The 17,324-nt window shown below is 55.1% G+C and carries 15 protein-coding genes; 5 read left to right on the top strand and 10 right to left on the bottom strand.

The annotated features are described in order from the left end of the window. Positions 1 to 9 precede the first annotated feature (9 nt). Entirely contained in the window at positions 10 to 1,602 is a 1,593-nt protein-coding gene (locus tag HG15A2_RS01320; RefSeq protein ID WP_145057074.1) for a peptidoglycan-binding domain-containing protein, read from the top strand. A gap of 181 nt (positions 1,603 to 1,783) precedes the next feature. Further along, positions 1,784 to 2,020, top strand: a complete 237-nt coding sequence (locus HG15A2_RS01315) for a hypothetical protein (RefSeq protein ID WP_145057072.1) — start codon at positions 1,784 to 1,786, stop codon at positions 2,018 to 2,020. 207 nt (positions 2,021 to 2,227) lie between these two features. Here the strand turns inward: HG15A2_RS01315 and HG15A2_RS01310 are convergent, their stop codons facing one another. Both HG15A2_RS01310 and HG15A2_RS01305 read right to left on the bottom strand, forming a co-directional pair. Further along, a complete protein-coding gene (locus HG15A2_RS01310) occupies positions 2,228 to 4,102 on the bottom strand; it encodes a zinc metalloprotease (protein ID WP_145057070.1) in 1,875 nt (624 codons plus the stop codon). A 419-nt stretch (positions 4,103 to 4,521) separates the two neighbouring features. After that, the gene (locus tag HG15A2_RS01305; RefSeq protein ID WP_145057068.1) at positions 4,522 to 5,829 is read right to left on the bottom strand and encodes a serine hydrolase; all 1,308 of its coding nucleotides are present in this window, start codon (positions 5,827 to 5,829) and stop codon (positions 4,522 to 4,524) included. A gap of 518 nt (positions 5,830 to 6,347) precedes the next feature. Here HG15A2_RS01305 and HG15A2_RS01300 point away from each other — a divergent pair. Next, positions 6,348 to 6,920, top strand: coding sequence for a LysE family translocator (locus HG15A2_RS01300; protein ID WP_145057065.1), 573 nt, complete (start codon positions 6,348 to 6,350; stop codon positions 6,918 to 6,920). Between the two features lie 48 nt (positions 6,921 to 6,968). Here HG15A2_RS01300 and HG15A2_RS01295 read toward each other — a convergent pair whose 3' ends face one another. Further along, a complete protein-coding gene (locus tag HG15A2_RS01295) occupies positions 6,969 to 7,898 on the bottom strand; it encodes a DUF1559 domain-containing protein (protein ID WP_145063876.1) in 930 nt (309 codons plus the stop codon). Continuing rightward, the gene (locus tag HG15A2_RS01290; protein WP_145057063.1) at positions 7,888 to 10,023 is read right to left on the bottom strand and encodes a hypothetical protein; all 2,136 of its coding nucleotides are present in this window, start codon (positions 10,021 to 10,023) and stop codon (positions 7,888 to 7,890) included. The genes HG15A2_RS01295 and HG15A2_RS01290 overlap by 11 nt, the downstream gene beginning before the upstream one ends. 436 nt (positions 10,024 to 10,459) lie before the next feature. Between HG15A2_RS01290 and HG15A2_RS01285 the strand changes: the two genes are divergently transcribed. Continuing rightward, the gene (locus HG15A2_RS01285) at positions 10,460 to 11,482 is read left to right on the top strand and encodes a hypothetical protein (protein WP_145057061.1); all 1,023 of its coding nucleotides are present in this window, start codon (positions 10,460 to 10,462) and stop codon (positions 11,480 to 11,482) included. A 209-nt stretch (positions 11,483 to 11,691) separates the two neighbouring features. On the opposite strand, the gene HG15A2_RS01280 is transcribed toward HG15A2_RS01285, so the two are convergent. The 6 genes from HG15A2_RS01280 to HG15A2_RS01255 all read right to left on the bottom strand — a co-directional run bounded on the left by HG15A2_RS01280 (position 11,692) and on the right by HG15A2_RS01255 (position 16,709). Continuing rightward, on the bottom strand, positions 11,692 to 12,813 hold the full coding sequence (locus tag HG15A2_RS01280) for a hypothetical protein (protein WP_145057059.1): 1,122 nt from the start codon (positions 12,811 to 12,813) through the stop codon (positions 11,692 to 11,694). A 284-nt stretch (positions 12,814 to 13,097) separates the two neighbouring features. After that, complete coding sequence (locus HG15A2_RS01275) at positions 13,098 to 13,739, bottom strand: 3-keto-disaccharide hydrolase (protein ID WP_218932249.1); 642 nt, start codon at positions 13,737 to 13,739, stop codon at positions 13,098 to 13,100. Between the two features lie 76 nt (positions 13,740 to 13,815). Beyond that, positions 13,816 to 14,511: a hypothetical protein gene (locus HG15A2_RS01270; protein ID WP_145057055.1), complete on the bottom strand. Its 696-nt coding sequence runs from the start codon at positions 14,509 to 14,511 to the stop codon at positions 13,816 to 13,818. A 4-nt stretch (positions 14,512 to 14,515) separates the two neighbouring features. Then, positions 14,516 to 15,421, bottom strand: coding sequence for a hypothetical protein (locus HG15A2_RS01265; protein ID WP_145057053.1), 906 nt, complete (start codon positions 15,419 to 15,421; stop codon positions 14,516 to 14,518). A gap of 401 nt (positions 15,422 to 15,822) precedes the next feature. Beyond that, positions 15,823 to 16,086 (bottom strand): hypothetical protein, encoded by a 264-nt coding sequence (locus HG15A2_RS01260; RefSeq protein ID WP_145057051.1) that lies wholly within the window; start codon positions 16,084 to 16,086, stop codon positions 15,823 to 15,825. Positions 16,087 to 16,349: 263 nt separating this feature from the next. Further along, a complete protein-coding gene (locus tag HG15A2_RS01255; protein WP_145057049.1) occupies positions 16,350 to 16,709 on the bottom strand; it encodes a hypothetical protein in 360 nt (119 codons plus the stop codon). A 382-nt stretch (positions 16,710 to 17,091) separates the two neighbouring features. On the opposite strand from HG15A2_RS01255, the gene HG15A2_RS24740 reads away from it, so the two are divergent. Further along, on the top strand, positions 17,092 to 17,223 hold the full coding sequence (locus tag HG15A2_RS24740; RefSeq protein ID WP_261342147.1) for a hypothetical protein: 132 nt from the start codon (positions 17,092 to 17,094) through the stop codon (positions 17,221 to 17,223). Positions 17,224 to 17,324: the final 101 nt, after the last annotated feature.

Here is a 17,324-nt window from a genome sequence, read left to right as displayed (position 1 = left end):
AATGGAGGGATGATCGATCGTTGTCGCAAATTGACTGTAGTCTTGGTCGCCAGCAGTGCATTGCACTTGATCGCTTGCGGTGCGTTGCAGCCGGCAATTGCCGGCGATCTCGATTTCTTTGGGCGCTCGGGCAATGCGATTGAACTGGACTTCGGCAATCTTGCCGGTGTGCCGTCGGGCGCGAACTTCTCGGGGCTGTCTCTGTCGGGGTTCTCGGGGCATACCGTGCGGACGAGCTCGGAGCTTCAGCAGGGTAGTTTCGCGTCGGACGGTCGCCTGTGGGTGTTTCCAAATCCCACGCGCGACACACCGACCTTGGGTGATACCGATCCCGCAGCGCGCGGCTTTCAGGGCACGCTCAACGGTTCGCTATTAATTGACGGCCAACCGAAGAAGTTTTCCGCTACTGTGCGACCAGGTTACACGGGCGCTGGCACGGGTTCGGTGGGGCAAAGTCTTGAATCGCTCAATGATCCGGCGAACAATCGGCTGTTCGTGGCTGAGCAGCAACACCGGCTCAATTACTTTGGCTTCGTACCACAGGGTGGCGGGTCGTTGGTGGTCGATGGCGTGTTCGGTGCCAACACAGATGAGGCGGTGCGTACCTTTCAAGCAGCATTCGTGGCAGGGATTAATACCACACAAGCAAGTGTCGACGGTATCGTCGGTCCCAACACGGCTGGCTGGCTCAACGCTGCGAACGCACCGACTTGGGAAGAGCTGATCGATCCCGACCCGCAGGTGCCCGGCACTTTCAGCGTGGCTGGCGCGATTGGCGACTTCGACATTCTGCCGGGACGTGACCCAGGGACCAATGCTCGCACCGGCAACACGCCGCAGCCCGAACGGTTCGGTACGAGTTGGGCTCACGAGTTGTGGCGCAACGGTTCTGCAGCGGCTAAAACGGCGACTAGCATCACGCAACTGATGAACGCCATGTCGACGTTTGACGGATATGGTTCATCAGCGGCGCATTCCACGCATCGAGTCGGCATGGACATCGACATGCACACGAATAGTTCTACGCACAATTTCGGCGATGGATCGACCTCCCGCGCAGAGATAGAAGTCATCAGCACGGCGGTCGCTTACATCGACGCGGGCGCTAGTGCCGGTTCGGATAGTGGGCGAATTATTCGCATCATCACTTCCAATGAAGACATCTACGATGGCATCCGCGCGGCTCGCCCTGGGACAGCGTTGTACTTGGACCCTAGCTCGGTGCATACACACCACCTTCATTTGGACGTTGGTTCGCCAACGCGGGAAGCCGGAGTTGCAGACACCCCAGGAGATTTCGATTTCGACGACGCAGTCAACGGCTTCGATTTTCTTACTTGGCAACACGGCGTTACCGCCAGCTCGTTGAGCAGCACGGAGCTCGCCGCTTGGCAATCGAACTTCGGGGCGAGTCCAGCACTCACTGCGCAACTGGCAAGCGTGCCGGAGCCGTCGACACTGGTGCTTTTGCTCTGCTGGATCATACCCGTCGCGCGTCGGAGGAAGCAGCGCAGTTCCGGTTTTGTGCGAAACGCTCCGCTCGCCGGCGTAACCGTTTCCCCGGGTGCCTGCGGGTGGAGTTGTACTTGGGGACTTTTCTAGCAGCAGGTGGGTCACTCATGGGCTAGTTAGCGAGTAATCGTTTTAGTCGCGGTAGGCCAAGCTCACGTAGAATAGCTACACATTCTACCAGCCTCCCAAGGCCGTCCAAGGGAAATAGCTTACGTAGAGTGCTAATCGAGTAAGACAACTTATTACTACGGTTATTAAAAGAAAACAAGTTATGTGGTTTAGAAAACCCAAGACAGAGTCTTCTGATGCACCCGTCCCTGATGCAGCAGCCCACGCTGAGGCGAAGCAGAATCCAAACGGCTACGTCTACGCAATGGACGGAATCGAAGACTCGAATGGAGCCGTTCCCCCCGAACGAATCCGTGGTTGCTGGAAGGTGGGTGAGCGAGGCAAAATCACGGGAGGCTTTATTCCGAATCCAAATCACCAACCGCTGGGAAGTGCATAACCAACTCCTGCGGTTGCCTCATGCTCAATGCATTTATGTCAGATACTAACTCACACATGAGGCATCGACCTTGGTGCGAAATGTGGGTCACTCGGATCGCACTGAGATACGCTAAAATGCGAGTCCAACGATGAAGCCGACATGAGTTAGGCAGGATGGACGGTCCCAGCTACCTGCGCGGTGGCGCTCGAAGGCACCCAACCGAAGCTAACTGAAGACCGAGGCAAATCGCAGTCCGGTGAATCCTTTGTCGATGTCTAGCGTCACGAAGGCTGCGTCAACTGGCTCAGTGGCTTTCGTGGAATGGCCGTCTCTTGCACTAGCGAAGTCGTCGCTGCCTAAATCGCGGGTCTGTTCTGGCAATGCATGCCAGGCGCTCTGAATTCGCTGTTCGCTGAGCTCTGTCACAGCGATTGCCTCCAACGGCTTTTGTCGAGGTGCGGTCGATCCCACTCCAACGCTCGCAACACTGGAACCTAGAATCGTATTGGCTTGGAACTTTGCTCTCGGTTCTACTGCGTCGTCAGTTCCAACAATTGGCGAGGTGAGGCGATAGACTACGGGTGCGGTCTTGCCATACTGAGTTTGCCAGACCGCCAGATCATCGCCGTCAACATGCAGGTCCTTGTCGACATCACCATCGGACCTCCTGGCATCAACGGTGCCGAAGCCTCGCTGCCAGGCTAGCAAATCAGTGCCATTGATTGGGTTGTTGGCATTCCGCTTGAGATTCAAATCTCCGCCCAGCTTGTACTGGCCTACATCGCCGTACTCGCCGTGGCTCAATACTTTCACATAGTACGTGCCGGCGTCGATGTTCTTAGTGATACTTGCATCCAAAGCGTCGGCCGGATCGCTGCTGGCGAGTAGCCGCGGAGTGCTCGTGAAGTCGGACGCATCGATACTGCGCGAGGGGAATGTTCGCGAAGATACCTGCGGCGCCGTGCCCCATAGTTCGATCCTAGCGTCGAGATTCGCACCGTGCGTTACCACATCCAAGTCGATCGTGATCTGGCCACCATCGGTGTCAAAGCGGAAGACATCGACGTCGCTCGTTTGCTCAACGATGCCTGATACCGTGGTTGTACCCCAAGGGATTTCCGTCGCGTCGCTAAGGGAATCACCGTGGTCGTCGGCCCGGTAGCCGAAGCCATTCTTCGTACCGGCGATGATCGCCATGTCATCTTGGTACGTAATCTGGGCCGCGGGGCCGGTTTTACCGTAGTACCACACACTGCGATCAGAAAAGAAGGTCGACCCCATGATGGGGCCCTTCTGCGAATTGCCCTTGCGATATTCCTCCTTCACGGTGATGCCATTCCTGGTTCTGTAGTAACTCTGGTGAGCCAGTCCAAAGGAGTGCCCGGCTTCGTGCGATGCCGCGTCGGCTATCCACTGCGCAAGGCGAGGTTCCTCATCAGGCGTATCCGCCCCATCGTTTAGCGTTCCGGAAAAGACAAACGCCACGTTGGAAACGTCGTTTGTGAACGCGTTGCGAGAGGCCAAACCGCCGGCAGGTTTGTCGTACCAGTCTTCCCAGTGACCGCCGATCGCGATCCGCAACGCTTCGCCATTTTTGAACGAGCCCGGGTCGACGGTCGTGACATTGATGTTGAAGGGCACGAAGTCCTCGGCCACGCGAGCCCATATATTTTGCATCATTAGGTTCTCAGCCGCGGAGTACCCGCTGAGGTCGTTGTCGATATCGAACTTGGGCGTCTCGATATCGTTGCGCAAGCCCCACATTTCCTCGCTGTGGCCATTGAAGTCCAAGTAGATCGTAGCCGAGGCGCCAGGGTTGCTACTTAGTCTCGGAATGACTCCAGCCCAGTCGACGGTGTCCGGCGGAGAGGTATCTTGAGGGATAATGATACCCCCAAACCTTCCGTCCATCGCCAGTACCTCTTGGCTCATATTGAGAGAGAAGCGTTGAGGCAAAGCTGAAGCGATTTGCACAGGCTGGTCCGTTTGGCGGACATCGACCTCGGGCAGGGCAGCGATGCTTTCGCCATGCATCAGTTGACGGGCTTCTAACGTTTGGTAGACGAGCCGACGCTGCTTGCTTGGGACTTTCGTAGCCATGGTCAATTCTCTCAAGGTAAGAGGTTGCGTTAGTTCTTATTGCCGACGGACGCCAGCTGCTAACCCCTTAAGCGAAGCGCTTTGCAGAGTGTTACATGGTTTTCATTTCGATGGCTAATTCAAGGAGATTTGGCGGCTAGGAGCGAATGACTCAGCGAGGGCAGGAAGACAATTCCACGAAGATCCAGGGAGGCTTAAGTCCGCAACGAAGTCGGTACCGTTTTTCACCAGCGGTTTGTTGGACTACGTTGCTACGAGCGATGCTGAGTGAGAAGCTGGACGGGCAGAGGTCAAATCACTCCTCAAGCGGTCGGGTATCAACCGCGTCGAGGTACGAAGCCAGTCAACGCAGTCGCTCGTTGCGGCAATGCATTAGATCAGGGACGATTCGAGGCCTCGGTAATTCCCACCGATGTCAGCTAACAACGTTGGGGGCAACGTCTCCTATTGCAACTAGCTGCCGCTAAGAAGAGCAGTAGAATACTCGCGGGCTCAGGCACTTGGAGAGCGCTGATCAGTGGTCCCGTACCATAGTTGTTTCGCCAAACTAGATAGTCCGCTGCGTCAACGGTGCCATCGGCGTTTCCGTCCGCGGGTAAGTTTGCACCGGTTAAACTATTGCTGAGTTGCCACACGAAGAAGTCCGCCCCATCGACATCGCCATCAAGATCGTAATCGCCTGCTGCATACAAGTCTGTAAGAATGGATTCGTGCATCATGGACGATAGTAGCTCGACATTGGCGAATGACGTTTGATCTGTTGCGAATGTGAATACGAGGTCGTGCTCTTTGTCTATCCAACTGTGGAATCCTTTCGCGCCGCCTGCCAAAACATCTACCGCTGGTCCTGCTTGGTCCAATTGGTCAAGCCAGACACCAATACCGTATCGATTGTTTCCTGCCGGAGAGTAATTTACCGGCTGGAGTTCGCTTGTTTGCCGAGTGAGCATCTCGGCAACGGATGACTCAGATAGCAACCGAGTCCCGGTTGCTCGATCAACGCCATCATTCATCACCATGTCCATAAATCGGCTGAAATCGGACGCCGTTGACTCCAGACCGCCGGCAATGCGCGGATTACTGGCACTCGCAATAACGAAACGTGTATTCTCCATTTCGAGAGGCCCCGTGATACGTTCGGCCAACAAGTCAACAAAGCTTTGCCCTGTAGCCACTTCGGCAGCGGCACCTGCGGCCTGCATCGACAATCCACCGTATGAGAATTGGCTTCCAGGTGGGCCGTTTACCAGGGGTTTCTGGCTAATCTGCTCGGCCGCTTGCTGCAATGTGATGGAATCGTTTTCGAGTATGCCAGTGAAATCGAGTGCTCCGAGACCTGAGGAATGACTGAAAGCTTGCCGAATGGTTATGTCTCGGTAGCTTGGCTGGTCGAAGGATGGCAAGAAGTCACTCAGTCGGCTGTCTAGCGAAAAATTCCCCTCGCCACTTTGAGCAATGGACATCATTACGGCGCCAGTCACGTTCTTCGTGCTGCTGTTCGCCTCAGCGACGCGATCAAGAGACCAGTCACCGAAGGCGTGGTGATAAAGTACCTCTCCTTCTCGCATCAACTGAATTTCGAAGCCGGGCACTGCTTCTTCAACATGCTGACCGAGAAGGGCGCCATTGGCCAAGGCGGTTAACTCGTCAAAGTCCTGCCCCGCGGCGAACGTCGCAGAAGACGCCCAAAGAAAAATTATCGCTAACCATTGAGTACTATTGCTCATCTTCTTGATGACCTCGATTGTCAAAATTCCAAAGTCTCCGCATCTCCTCTCCACTTAGAACCCCATCGTAGCAATTTAGTTTCTGTCTTTCCAACTGGAAAGCAAAGAGCAAGTCTGGATGGTACAATCATTCTTGTTGATTGCTGCGTGACGTACCACCACCGGCTGCGCCCTATAATGGCATAACATAGAATTGAGGTGGAAGCTGCCGAGAAGCAGCGGCCAAGTCAGCGACTCCTGAGCCCAACAGCAGGGCAGCCTTAGGGCAACTCGTTGCCGAACTATGAACAGTTGACGACAACACACAGCCAATGCACTAGAGCCTGTTCAGCTTACGCCGTCGCTGAGCGAGAGTATTCTCAAGTCGTTGCCCAATGACGCAGCTTGTTGGATTGCACTGCACCTACGGTGTTGAATGAGGAAACGCGCCGCTGAAGACTCCAGAATGAATGTTTGATGCTGAGAATATCCGAGAATCCCGTAGATCTGTAGACTTATACCTCTAAGAAATAGCCAACGTGATTGACACTTTTATTCTCGTTATTCCACTCATGCTTAGTCCGGGGCCTGCCGGCTTGGCCTCGTTTCTGTTGGCCACGCGGTATCGTGTTTCCCAGCTCGTACCGTTTCAACTAGGGATCGTGCTCGTCTACGCCGTGGTGGCAATTGCGATAGGTCTTCTCACGGAACAAATCAGCGGCTTGTCTCCTTTGGCAATCAGAGTGCTACAGTTCGTTGGCGGGCTGTTCATCATCTACCTAGGGGTCCAATTGGCGAGGAGAACGCAACACGTTACCAAGCAGTACTCTCCTACTTTGCTCAATGGCGTCATGCTGCAATGTTTGAACCCCAAATTCCCGGGGGTTGTGCTGGCAGTGTTCGCCAATCGCAACTCACAATCAACGCTAGAGACAGCTGCTATTATTTCGCTTGTCGGCGCGATCGGCTTGTTGATCTATTCAGCAGCCGGGGCGTTGCTTCGATTTCGTCAAGCGACTGAGAAGCGACTTCGTGCAGTCGATGTCTTATCGGGCGCATTGCTCTGCGCCGTTGGCTGCTGGTTCGTCCTGCGGGCGTTGCTCGATGGCTAACCATTACCGGCACCACAATCAAATGGCACCCTACCCAACGCCTTCCGCCTATGGCACCCACTCGGTCAACTCCCCGTCGGCAATGCTCGCTAGTCGCTTCAGCGTAGGCAAGTCGGTACTATCACTAAAGAAGTGAACGCTGCCGTCGGCTAGCGCGAACGAAGCGCCGCCCGGGTGGTGGCTACCAAAGGGAAGATCGTTGTTGAGCACTAACCGTTGTTCCGCAGGCACGCTGAAGTCGCGGATGTAGAAAGCTCGACCGTGCTCGATCGTGTTGATTGGCCACACCATATTCTTGACCGCTCCCGTAGTAATACGTGTGGGTGTGAGCGACGCACCCGCGGCGTGCCATTCGCAGCCGAAAGCCCAATCTTCGGCGGTGTTGAAGAATGTGCGCTCTCCAACTACTAGCGTATTCGAACTGCCGTCAGTGATATCGCCCATGTTCACGCGGCTCGCGATAAACAATGTGCCGTCGGTGAAGACGTGCCCGTTGACGCGTTCGTCGAGCGTCCACTCCACGCGACTTTCTCCAGAGCCGGCCACGCCCACATAGTTCGCGCTTTCTAGATTAGTGGTCTTGTCGGTCGGTGGTGCGGCACTGGGGCAAACGAACACCTCTGGGATCAGATTTCCACCGGAATACCGCGCACCACCGTTGGGTTGCGGTTCGATTGTCTCGTAAAGCGAGGTGAGCTCCAACATCGGCAGCACCAGCACATGCCAGCCGATACTGAATCGGCCTTCGCGATCGTGCTGGCGCGCACCTTCTGGAAAATGGCCTGACTGCGCATGATAGCCGAGCAGCGCCAAACCGTGTTGCTTCAAGTTGTTCTGACAAGCCGAGCGACGCGACGCTTCCCGCGCCGCTTGGACTGCGGGCAGCAAGAGGCCCAAGAGCACGCTCATGATCGCGACTACGACAAGCAGCTCGACTAGGGTGAAGGCAGCATCTCGTGTGGACGATTTACCAACCATCCGCGAGCTGCCTTTCTCGGCGATGCACCGAACATGCGCTCAAACCAACTAGAGCGAGTAGCATCGTATTTGGCTCAGGGACTGTTTGCGCATTCAGCACGCTAGTAATTGCCGAAGTTGCTGCTGCGACGGCTCCGCCCGATAGTTCGACAGCGGCGAGGAACAATGGGATGTCGGCAAACGTGAGCTCCGTATCGAAATCCATGTCGGCCATTTTGTCGTCGGCACCACCGCCACCCAGAATGAACATATCGTAGTAGGTGTCGGCATCGCGGATGGCCCAGGCAAACATTGTGGCATCGTCTGTGTCGACATCGCCATCGCCATTCATGTCGCCGAGTTCTTGTGATAAGTGAAGACTGATCGTAGTATAGGAGCCAGAACCCCCTGGAAGAAACGTCACGATCAGCGAACCCTCGGGCGTTGCCAGCCCGGTAATGTCGTCGAACCGGCTATTGCCCCCAAGATTGTCTGCCTGCAGAATTTGCACAGGATTGCTAAATGGAATCGTGCTACCCGCCACGAGATCAAGATTCAATGTACCGCCTAGCGTCACCGTGCCACCGACGACCAGTTGATCGGCAACGACAGCCGACCCGCTGGCATCGATTTCGATAAACAGTTCTGCATTCGGTCCCAAAGTTAAATCGTTGTCGACATTGAACGTTCCCAGACCATTCCCTGGCAGAAGTTTCGCCGTCGTCGAGGCAGTTCCCACGGCGAGACTGCCATCAACGGTGCCCGCTCCGCTAATCGTACCCGCGTCGATCTGCACGAGATCCGCACTGAGCACGCCATCGAGCGTCGTGCTACCACCGGTTTGCAGGTATTTGTGACTGGCACTGAGACTTGCACCGAAATCGATCAACACTCCGCCTTGGTTTTTAACGGTCGAAGCTTTGAGGTGGGAAATGCTCCCCGCGATGCTCAGTGAAGCCGTGGGGTCGAGCGATACCGTTCCAGCAACGTCCAGCATGCCCGCACCTGTGAGGGACTGGATGGAAAGGTGACGACCGCCGGTCAATTGCAAACCCAGGATGGGAGCGAGCTGAGAGCCAACAATCGTCGTGGTACCAGCACCGTCGATCACAGCAAAGTCGTCGTCCGGCACCTCACCGAATTGCCAGTTCCCCGGAGCATTCCACAGTTTGACGCCTCCCCCGCCAGTCCAATTCACGATTTTACCGGCTCTTATTTGCAACTGTGTGCTCTCGACAATCGCGTCCAGTTTCAACCCACTACTAAGCGATGGCAAGAGAATGTCATCGAATGCACCGGATTTGGAACCATAGGTCATCACCGTAAACTGGTCCCCCGCACTGGGCGTGAAACCCGGGCTGAGCAACACGCGCACATCGCCATCGAGGCTGGCGCTGCCGTTAATTGTAAACCGGTCATAGTCCAACGAGCCTGCCCCCCCCAGCTCAACTTCCAAGCGGCCCTGGTCGCCCTGCGCGTAGTCTCCATGAAGCAGGAATGTCCCTTCGCCATCATCCCCGGGAGCGATGGTTGCGCTGCTGTTGTCGATGTTGCCGAAGACTTCGCCGGTGCCAGAGATGGTTCCCTTTTTGCCAAGCAGCGTACCACTGTTGAGATTGAGCACTTGGTGAATTCGCAAATCGCCGCCGCCAAGTTTCGTGAGCGTCGGCCCGTTGAGAGATGTCGATGTCACGTCGACTTCCAACAAACTCGATTCGTTGATGTTCACTTGGGTGTCAGCCGCGAGGACCAATGGCGCCTCGATCACATGGTTGCCATCCAATACCCGGAGAAACGCGTCGCCACTAAACGGCCCGCCCAGCGTGAGATGCTCCGAAGTAGAAGTAGAATTGTCGAGCGTAAACGTATTGGAATTATTAAAAGTTAGCGAGCCGACCGTGGCATTGGACGCCAAGGAAACCGTGCGTGGCCCGGTAATCACACCACCCAATACGGCAGCGTCGACCGCATCGTTGGGCACGCCGAAGGGGGTCCAATTGAAGGGATTATTCCAGACGCCGTTGTTGTCGGTATTCCAGGTGAATGTCACCGCTGGTGCGAGCGAGCTGCTCAGCAACAGCGCAAACGGAATGATTAACGCTCGCAACGAGAGCTGCAGCAACGGGAGCTTCGGGCAGGTGTTCATGATTGCTCACTACTCGTCACACAGGGTGGCCGTCCATCGTGATGTACTTCTGCGGGGCGTCGCTGCCCGTCGCAATGCGGCACCCGTCACTGGGTATGGTGCCTCCTACTGGTGTAATCAAGAAACCGACTCGAAAGGTGACAGGTCAGTCTAACATTTCTTGGATCTTTTCTCACATAGTTTCTCTTTATCCCGCAGGCTGACAATTTTGTCCAATTTCCATGTTGATTCCGACAGCCGTGTCACCCGCGGATGAAACCAGTATAAGCTCTTTGACAGAACGTATTGCTTGGTTGGCGAGCCTCCGGTCGAAGCGACACTAAAGTTCGACCATGCAGTCTTCCTGGCCAGAAGACACGTTTTCTTTCCCACCCGCGATACTTCACAGTATAATCAGTGATTCCAGTGATACGGTTTTCTCTCCCAGGTTCGCGAAATGGTTAACCAACACCAAATTCGTGTTCGCCTCGCGGCGTTCGCATTCTGCCTAGCGCTGGGACTGTCCTCATTGACGGCAAATGCCGAGGACATCGCCAACTTCTGGATCTCCAACCAAGACAACGGTCCCGAGGCGCCGGTCATCCAAGTGCTTGCTGGCAGCAATGCGGAGCTTGAAATCTGGGCTCGTCCTGCCGCAGAAATGACACTCTCGGCATTTTCTCTGAACCTTGTCGCGACTGACTCCGCCGCGCTCGATTTTCAAAGCATCGATGTGCACAACCCGACGGCAAGCCTCATCCCACAATCGCTACGGCATCAACTCGTGTTCGACACGAGTCAAGGTTTGTCGATCGGGCCCACGGCCGATTACCTCGCCGGTTTCTCCGGACTCTCGTTGCTGGACGGTGCGGGCCTATTGCCCGACGGCTCGGGCTTGGGCCCCAGTTGCTCAGTACACGACATGCACTGCTCGAACGATTCAGGCGCAGACTCGTGGCGCATTGCAACGGTCGATTATCTAGCCGGTGCCGTGGGAACAACGACGGATCTCTATCTCGAAATCAGTTCGCAAGGCCTCTGGCACGCCGGCGGCACGCCCACCGATTCGAGCGCCGTATTCGGACTGCCGAACGACACAATCCACCGTTGGAGTACCACCGGCGGTACCGACAATCGCGACATCTTCGAGCTCACTGCGCCCAATTATGTTCCCGTGGGAGCGGTCGATGCCGTGATCCAAGTCGTGTCGCGACTCGACGCCGACTTCAACGAAGACGCTCTCGTCGACGGCATCGACCTACTCAGTTGGCAAGGCGGCTTCGGTAGCGGAATTACCCTCGCCGAGGGCGACGCAAACGGCGACCTATTTGTAGACGCCGCCGATCTAATGATCTGGCACCTACAGTACGGCACGCCCGGAGCAGCGACCGCGGTAAGCGCCTCGGTACCTGAGCCGGCAACCCTCGTTCTCCTAGTGATGACGGCGTTTGCCATTGGTCGCTCAAGAGCGACTTTCTGAATTGACGCGTCTCAATCTAGCCATTGCAACAGCGTTGCGCCGACAGTAGTTCGCCAACTGCGGTTCGAATCGGGAGTCAGCGCATTGAAGATTTTAGTAGCACTTGCTGATCGTGCCACTTTCACAGCGATGGCGTTCATCGTGTCGATTGGTCTGGATCTCGTTGCTACTCTAGTTGCTAACGACTGCACCCGGAACGAAGAAGGGTTCTAGTAACCTGAGCCGGGCAGAACGCACTGCGGTTTCTTAGCGACCTGCTTTCCTTGCAAGCCCTTGCGACTGAAGTAGGCGGCGGCCACTAATCCGACGAATAGAAAGGCGGAAGGCTCGGGGACCGCTACCACATCCCAGCCAATATCACGTGCAAATGCGATGTCCATTAACGTTAATTCTTTGCGTGTGCCGGTAATCAATAAGGGTGACATTAACGCCTCTTGCATGATCATATCGTCGGATAGCCGAGGGCTAATGGTGTTTGAGGCAATGTGTCCGCCGCCACTATCAACTAAGTCGATCCCCGATCCTCCATTTTCGGCTATCGCTTCGGTTCCTAGCCATTCCGTTCCATTTCGTTCTTCTTCCCAAGACTCGGAGGTGCCGATCCCCAGGGCATGAAGGATCTCGTGTAGTGCGACCGAATATAAATCGTTTTTTCCGGGCTCAACGGCGCTCGTGTGATCAAAGTGCCAGAAGTCCGCAAGCTCCGCCGCTGAGTCTGTAACCGTATCGTTGTCCGTATCAATATCAAACCAAAGATTGCCGAGGGCGGATCCGTGGTCCAAACTTATATTTGCGGTTGTAGCGTTTAGAGTCAGTCCACCGGATATATTGGAAATGGTAGGCCCTCCACCGCGACCGAAAGTGGCGTTCGATTTTGATTCGGCGTCCGCTACGGCATCCACCCATTCCGATTCATACCCACCTCCAGAAAAACCAACCGAAACTCCACCTGGCCCACCTTGCCCGAGTGTGTTCCCAGCCAGTTCTTGCATGCCAACAAAAATCCTCACTTCGTTGGCACCAATCAGTGGTGTGAAAGCTTCGGATGCCCCACTCGACGGATTGGTATACGACCAGTTCCAATTGAGTGTAAGACTCGTGCTTCCGCTGGTGCCAACAACCTGATTACTCGCAATGGGTGAGAGTGTCGTGCTGATCAAGGCATTAATGTCAGCAGCTGCAGCATCGACCGCAGCTTTCGCAGTTGCCGTCGAGCCAAAGAAATTGTCCGTCGCTAAATCATGCGAATAATCGAGAATGATCACAGCTCGACACGACTGGCTTAACACCAGGAGCAATGTGATAGCGGTTGTGGCACGAGCAATAGTCATGGATGCAATATAAAAAAGAGATTTAGAGTTCGAAAGCAAAACCTTAGCCAAGAGTGCATTTTAGACTCGCCGATTGGAGCCCGCAACACTTTGATACATGCCCCTCCTTCGCCGTCCCATAGTTCAAGATTAAAGCTCTAAAGCACTAGAGGATTGGCAGGTAGCTCGCTGCAAGGCAAGCTTGAATTACTGGCTACTTAATGACTGAGCCACATGCGATTATGGGGCCTAACACGGTTTCGCCTGCCCCAATCACCTCAAAGTGTATTGGCGACCAGCCAACTTTACTCGCCGGCGGCACTTTGCTTCGACAGATCGCGAATCCAGAGGTCTTTGAATCGCATGCGACCCTCGCCGCCGGAGTGGAGCTGTAGCGCGATGACGCCTTCCTCGGCGGCGGGCGACGGGTAGGTAAAGTCGATCATCTTGATGCCGTTGAGGTAGGTGATGTAACGATTCCCTTCGACCATGATCAGCATTTCGTTCCAATCGTTCGGTCGAATCACCGTTTCGAGTTCCGGTGCCGGCCACACGAGCCAGCCTTTGTCATCGCCGTAGATGCCGCCCGTGTGGTGTCCAATGTTGCGATCGATCTCGATTTGGCGTCCTTTGGTGACGGTCGCGGTGCCCGGCTTGAATGCGGTATGCAAGTACACGCCGCTATTGCCACCCGCTTCGCATTTGAATCTGAGGGACATATGAAAATCGCGGTATGTTTTCTCAGTGGCTAGGTAGCCATATTCCTTCGTGATGCCAGCACCATAGATCGTGCCCTCTTCGACAACCCATTTCTCATTGCCTATTTCTGTCCACCCCTTAAGGTCTTTGCCGTTGAACAGACTTTCCCAACCAGGAGTCTTCGGTTGTTGGGCAAAGGTTGGTGAGGCGAACAGTGCCACGAGAGACATGCAAAGTAAGGTACGCATCAGTTGGTTCCATTATTATGTGACAGTGAGACTACGTGGAGTTGAGAATAGGTAGAGTGTAATCGAAGGTTGAGTCTCAGCCAAACACTGCGCGCCAAATTAATCGCACAACCACCACATAGGCGTTGTCCCAGACGTCGGTGCGAAGGAATTGCACTTCAAGGCCTTTGGTGCCCAGGAAGGGGCGCAGTAACCAAGCGAGTTGAATCGCAACGAACGCATAGGCCGTTCCCCAAGCGAGCAGCATCTGGCGATGCCGCGGGTTGCGAGCTATGAGTGGCCGGTAATGCACACGCAAGAGCATCTGACCTGCTAGGCTAGCGACCGCGAACATCAGACCGTTTAAGGCGAGTGCCTGCGAATAGTTGGACGTCGATGCGTAACAAAGCATGGTCAGCGGTGCGAGTGCCGCAAGCGTGATCGCGAGACCAGCTTGCGCGGCAAACAACGCGCGTACCGTGGCAGTGAAGTCTTGCCTGAGACCGAGCAAAGTGCTGAGCACGAAAAAAGTGGGCAGCGTAATAAAGAACGACCCAGTCAGTAGGAGCGGCACTTTCGTTGCGGAGAATAGCATCTGCCATTCCCAACTCGGCAAGCCCGCCAAGCCACGAAAACTGCCCATGACCGCGCCGTAGAGAAAGGCGAACGTCACGATGCAAGAGAGCAAGCGAATGAGAGAGTGCGCGCTTCGTCCACGAGCTCCATTGCCATCAGAGCGGGCCGTCCAATCGGCGCGGCGTAGCACATCGTCTGCCGTTTGCAGGGTGAACACTTTGTTACCCTCCAGTGAACAGTTGCTGCAGAGCGCCAACTACCGCAGCGAAGAAGTTTGAATCGCGTTCACGAAAGAATGTGAACGGCATGTTGGGACTGCCGACGAAGGGTCGTAGCACCCAGCCCATTTGCGCACCTACAAGCGAGAACAGGATGATCCAGCAACGAAATACCACTTTCGTCGAACCACCAAGCACTTGTCCCTGGGGCATATCAAGTGCACTCGTCTGAAGGGTTCCCTTCGTTGATTCGGATGACGTTGTCTCGCTCTTCGATTTTTCTTGGCTAGTCAGCGGGGTGAGTTCAATCGGAGACTTCATCTGAATCGAGGGTTTCGCCACTGCTTTGGGGTGTTCACGATGCTCGCTCTTGGTCATTCGATGGAGAGTTTGCAACAAAAACAACATGCCCAAAACGCCAGCCACGGTGAAAGCAGCTACGTTGAGTAGCAGGATGAACGGGTAGCTCTTGGTCGTTAACGAAAAGAAAACGACGATTGCGCCCAACGAGGCCAGCACGGCAATATTCACACTCATCGCGGCCACCAAGAGGCGTGTCATGCCGAGGAGTGTTAATCGCGAGCCTACCAACGCATTGAACACATACAGCGAAGGAAGCGTGACCAGCAGGGTCAGTAAGAACAAGGCGGGCGTTTTGATCATCGAAGCCAAGACTTGCTTGACCGGCCCGTAGGGATCGACCAGTTCGACAGGCATTTCCTTGAGTAAAGAAAACGAACCCATACAAAGCCCGTAAAAAGCAGCCAGCAGCATGGCAATGACGAGCAGCCCGCCGGCAGAGACATCGAGTTTGTTGTCCTCGAGAGCCTCAGCCTGAGTGGCATCACCGCGCAGCAAGCGGTCGAGTTCCGCCAGTCGTTGGCGAAAGAAAGGAGCGAGGCGTTTCATGCGGTGCGCTTTTTGCCCTGGATAAGGGCGTTAGAAAAGAAAAATGGGGCGGATTCCATGCTCCCAGCTCAGTCCACCCATCGATACGTCGGAAAGCTGTCAGTTGTTCATGGGGAATTGAGATCTTTTTTGAAGCGTATTCACTGACGCCGCCAAACCGGTTTGCCACGCCCTGCGAGCTGTTCACTTTGGTGCAAGCGCCGTAGCGTTATCACAACCCGAAGCGTTGGCGATGGATAGGCTGAGTTTCGGAGTTTCCCTCGCTTACACTTCGAGTTGCGGTCGCTATGCTTACGAGAAACTCGCACTCGCGGTGAAGCAGCCCGCGACAACTCGCGCATGCAAAACGGCCGCTGGAAACCCAGCGGCCGTGCTTAACAGCGTGCCAATCGGGCAAGTGCTTACCAGCCGAATCCACCGACGCTGACCGAAACCCCTGGGCGGTAGTAGCTGGAACCGTAATACGCGGGGCGATAGTAGGACCGTCGATAGACCGGTCCGTAAGCAGCGCGACGAGCGACCGGGTAGGGTGGCAAAACGGCGCGAGCAGCAATGCGTCGCACGGGTGCCACACGACGCACAAAGACTCTGGCATCGGCTTCCGTGGCGCTAGCGGCGGTCAGACCTAAAACGACGACGCTCAGGATGCAAATACGTTTGATCATTTTAAAACTCCCTGGAATGCTAAGGCGGGGCAAGTAGCGGGAGTCGCCACTTGCCCTACTATTTTCGTAACGGGCGGTCGACAAAGCAATGCTCTGGGGAAGATCTAGCGCGGATTGGCACGAATGACAACACGCAGGCTGCTAATGATGTCGATATGAACATGCCACCAGCGCCCAAAAAGAGAGTTCCAAATAGAAACACCCGCCAATCCCAAGTGGGAAAGGCGGGCGTTTCTTCAGGGCATTGAGTTGCTATGTTTCGCTTAGAAGCCGACGCTGACCGACACGCCTGGCGAGTAGACGCCTACTCCACCGCCGACACTATATCCACCACTGTAGATGGGTGCGTGATAAACAGGAGTCGGGTAGTAAGCAGGTCGAACCACGGGAGCAACCACTGGGCGTACCACTGGTCGAACCACCGGAGCAACCACTGCGCGACGGGCAACTGGGGCAACAGCGGCAACACGACGTACTGGAGCAACACGACGTACTGGGGCGATGGCAACAGCCCGTCGAACAGGGGCAACACGCCGAACGAACGGACGGGCCTCTGCATCAGTAGCTGCTGTGAATGTCATACCAGTTGCAATAACGGCCAAAGTAAGGATTCGTGTCATCATGGCTTTCTCCCGAAAAAATGTTGTCTCTTGAAACACGGTAGTTTCAGTGAAACGATAGGTTGTTGACTTGTGTCGCTCAAGCATTGAGCGATCTGGTAAGAGATAATGCATGTAGCGTGCCAGAAACACAACATTTCTCGTAAGTCCTTATTTTATAACGTCTTACTGCAATCGCAGCGTCATAGCATAGTTTTGGAATCCCCCATGTGTCCACATTTCGATACCACCATTGTGGCCTATTTGACTTTTGTGCGCCGTCGATAGAACTCCAATGCTAGGTTGCATGCGTCTTGAGGCACATGATCAGAGTTGCGCAGAACTCGAGGCTGAACAGCGGTTGGTGAGACAGGAAGCCCTTCTGCCATAAAATGACGCTAGGGCGATGAGAGCCGCTCTGCGATTTTCTTCAGGCTCTATCGGTAACTGGCAAGCTGTGCTGCTCACTTACCAAGGGACACTCCATCGCCGTCAGGCCAGCCTGCTGCAATGCGGCAAGAAGGAATCCATCATGTAGAATGAAGGCTGCTCCGCAGAGGTGATCGGAGCGGCATGGCATCCGCAATTTCGGGCGGGCAGTGCAACGGGCAGAGACAGTAAACGGAACAGACACCTCAG

It is taken from the genome of Adhaeretor mobilis (assembly GCF_007741515.1).
In the GTDB taxonomy this organism is placed as follows: domain Bacteria; phylum Planctomycetota; class Planctomycetia; order Pirellulales; family Lacipirellulaceae; genus Adhaeretor; species Adhaeretor mobilis.
This window is presented reverse-complemented; position numbering and strand designations above follow the sequence as displayed.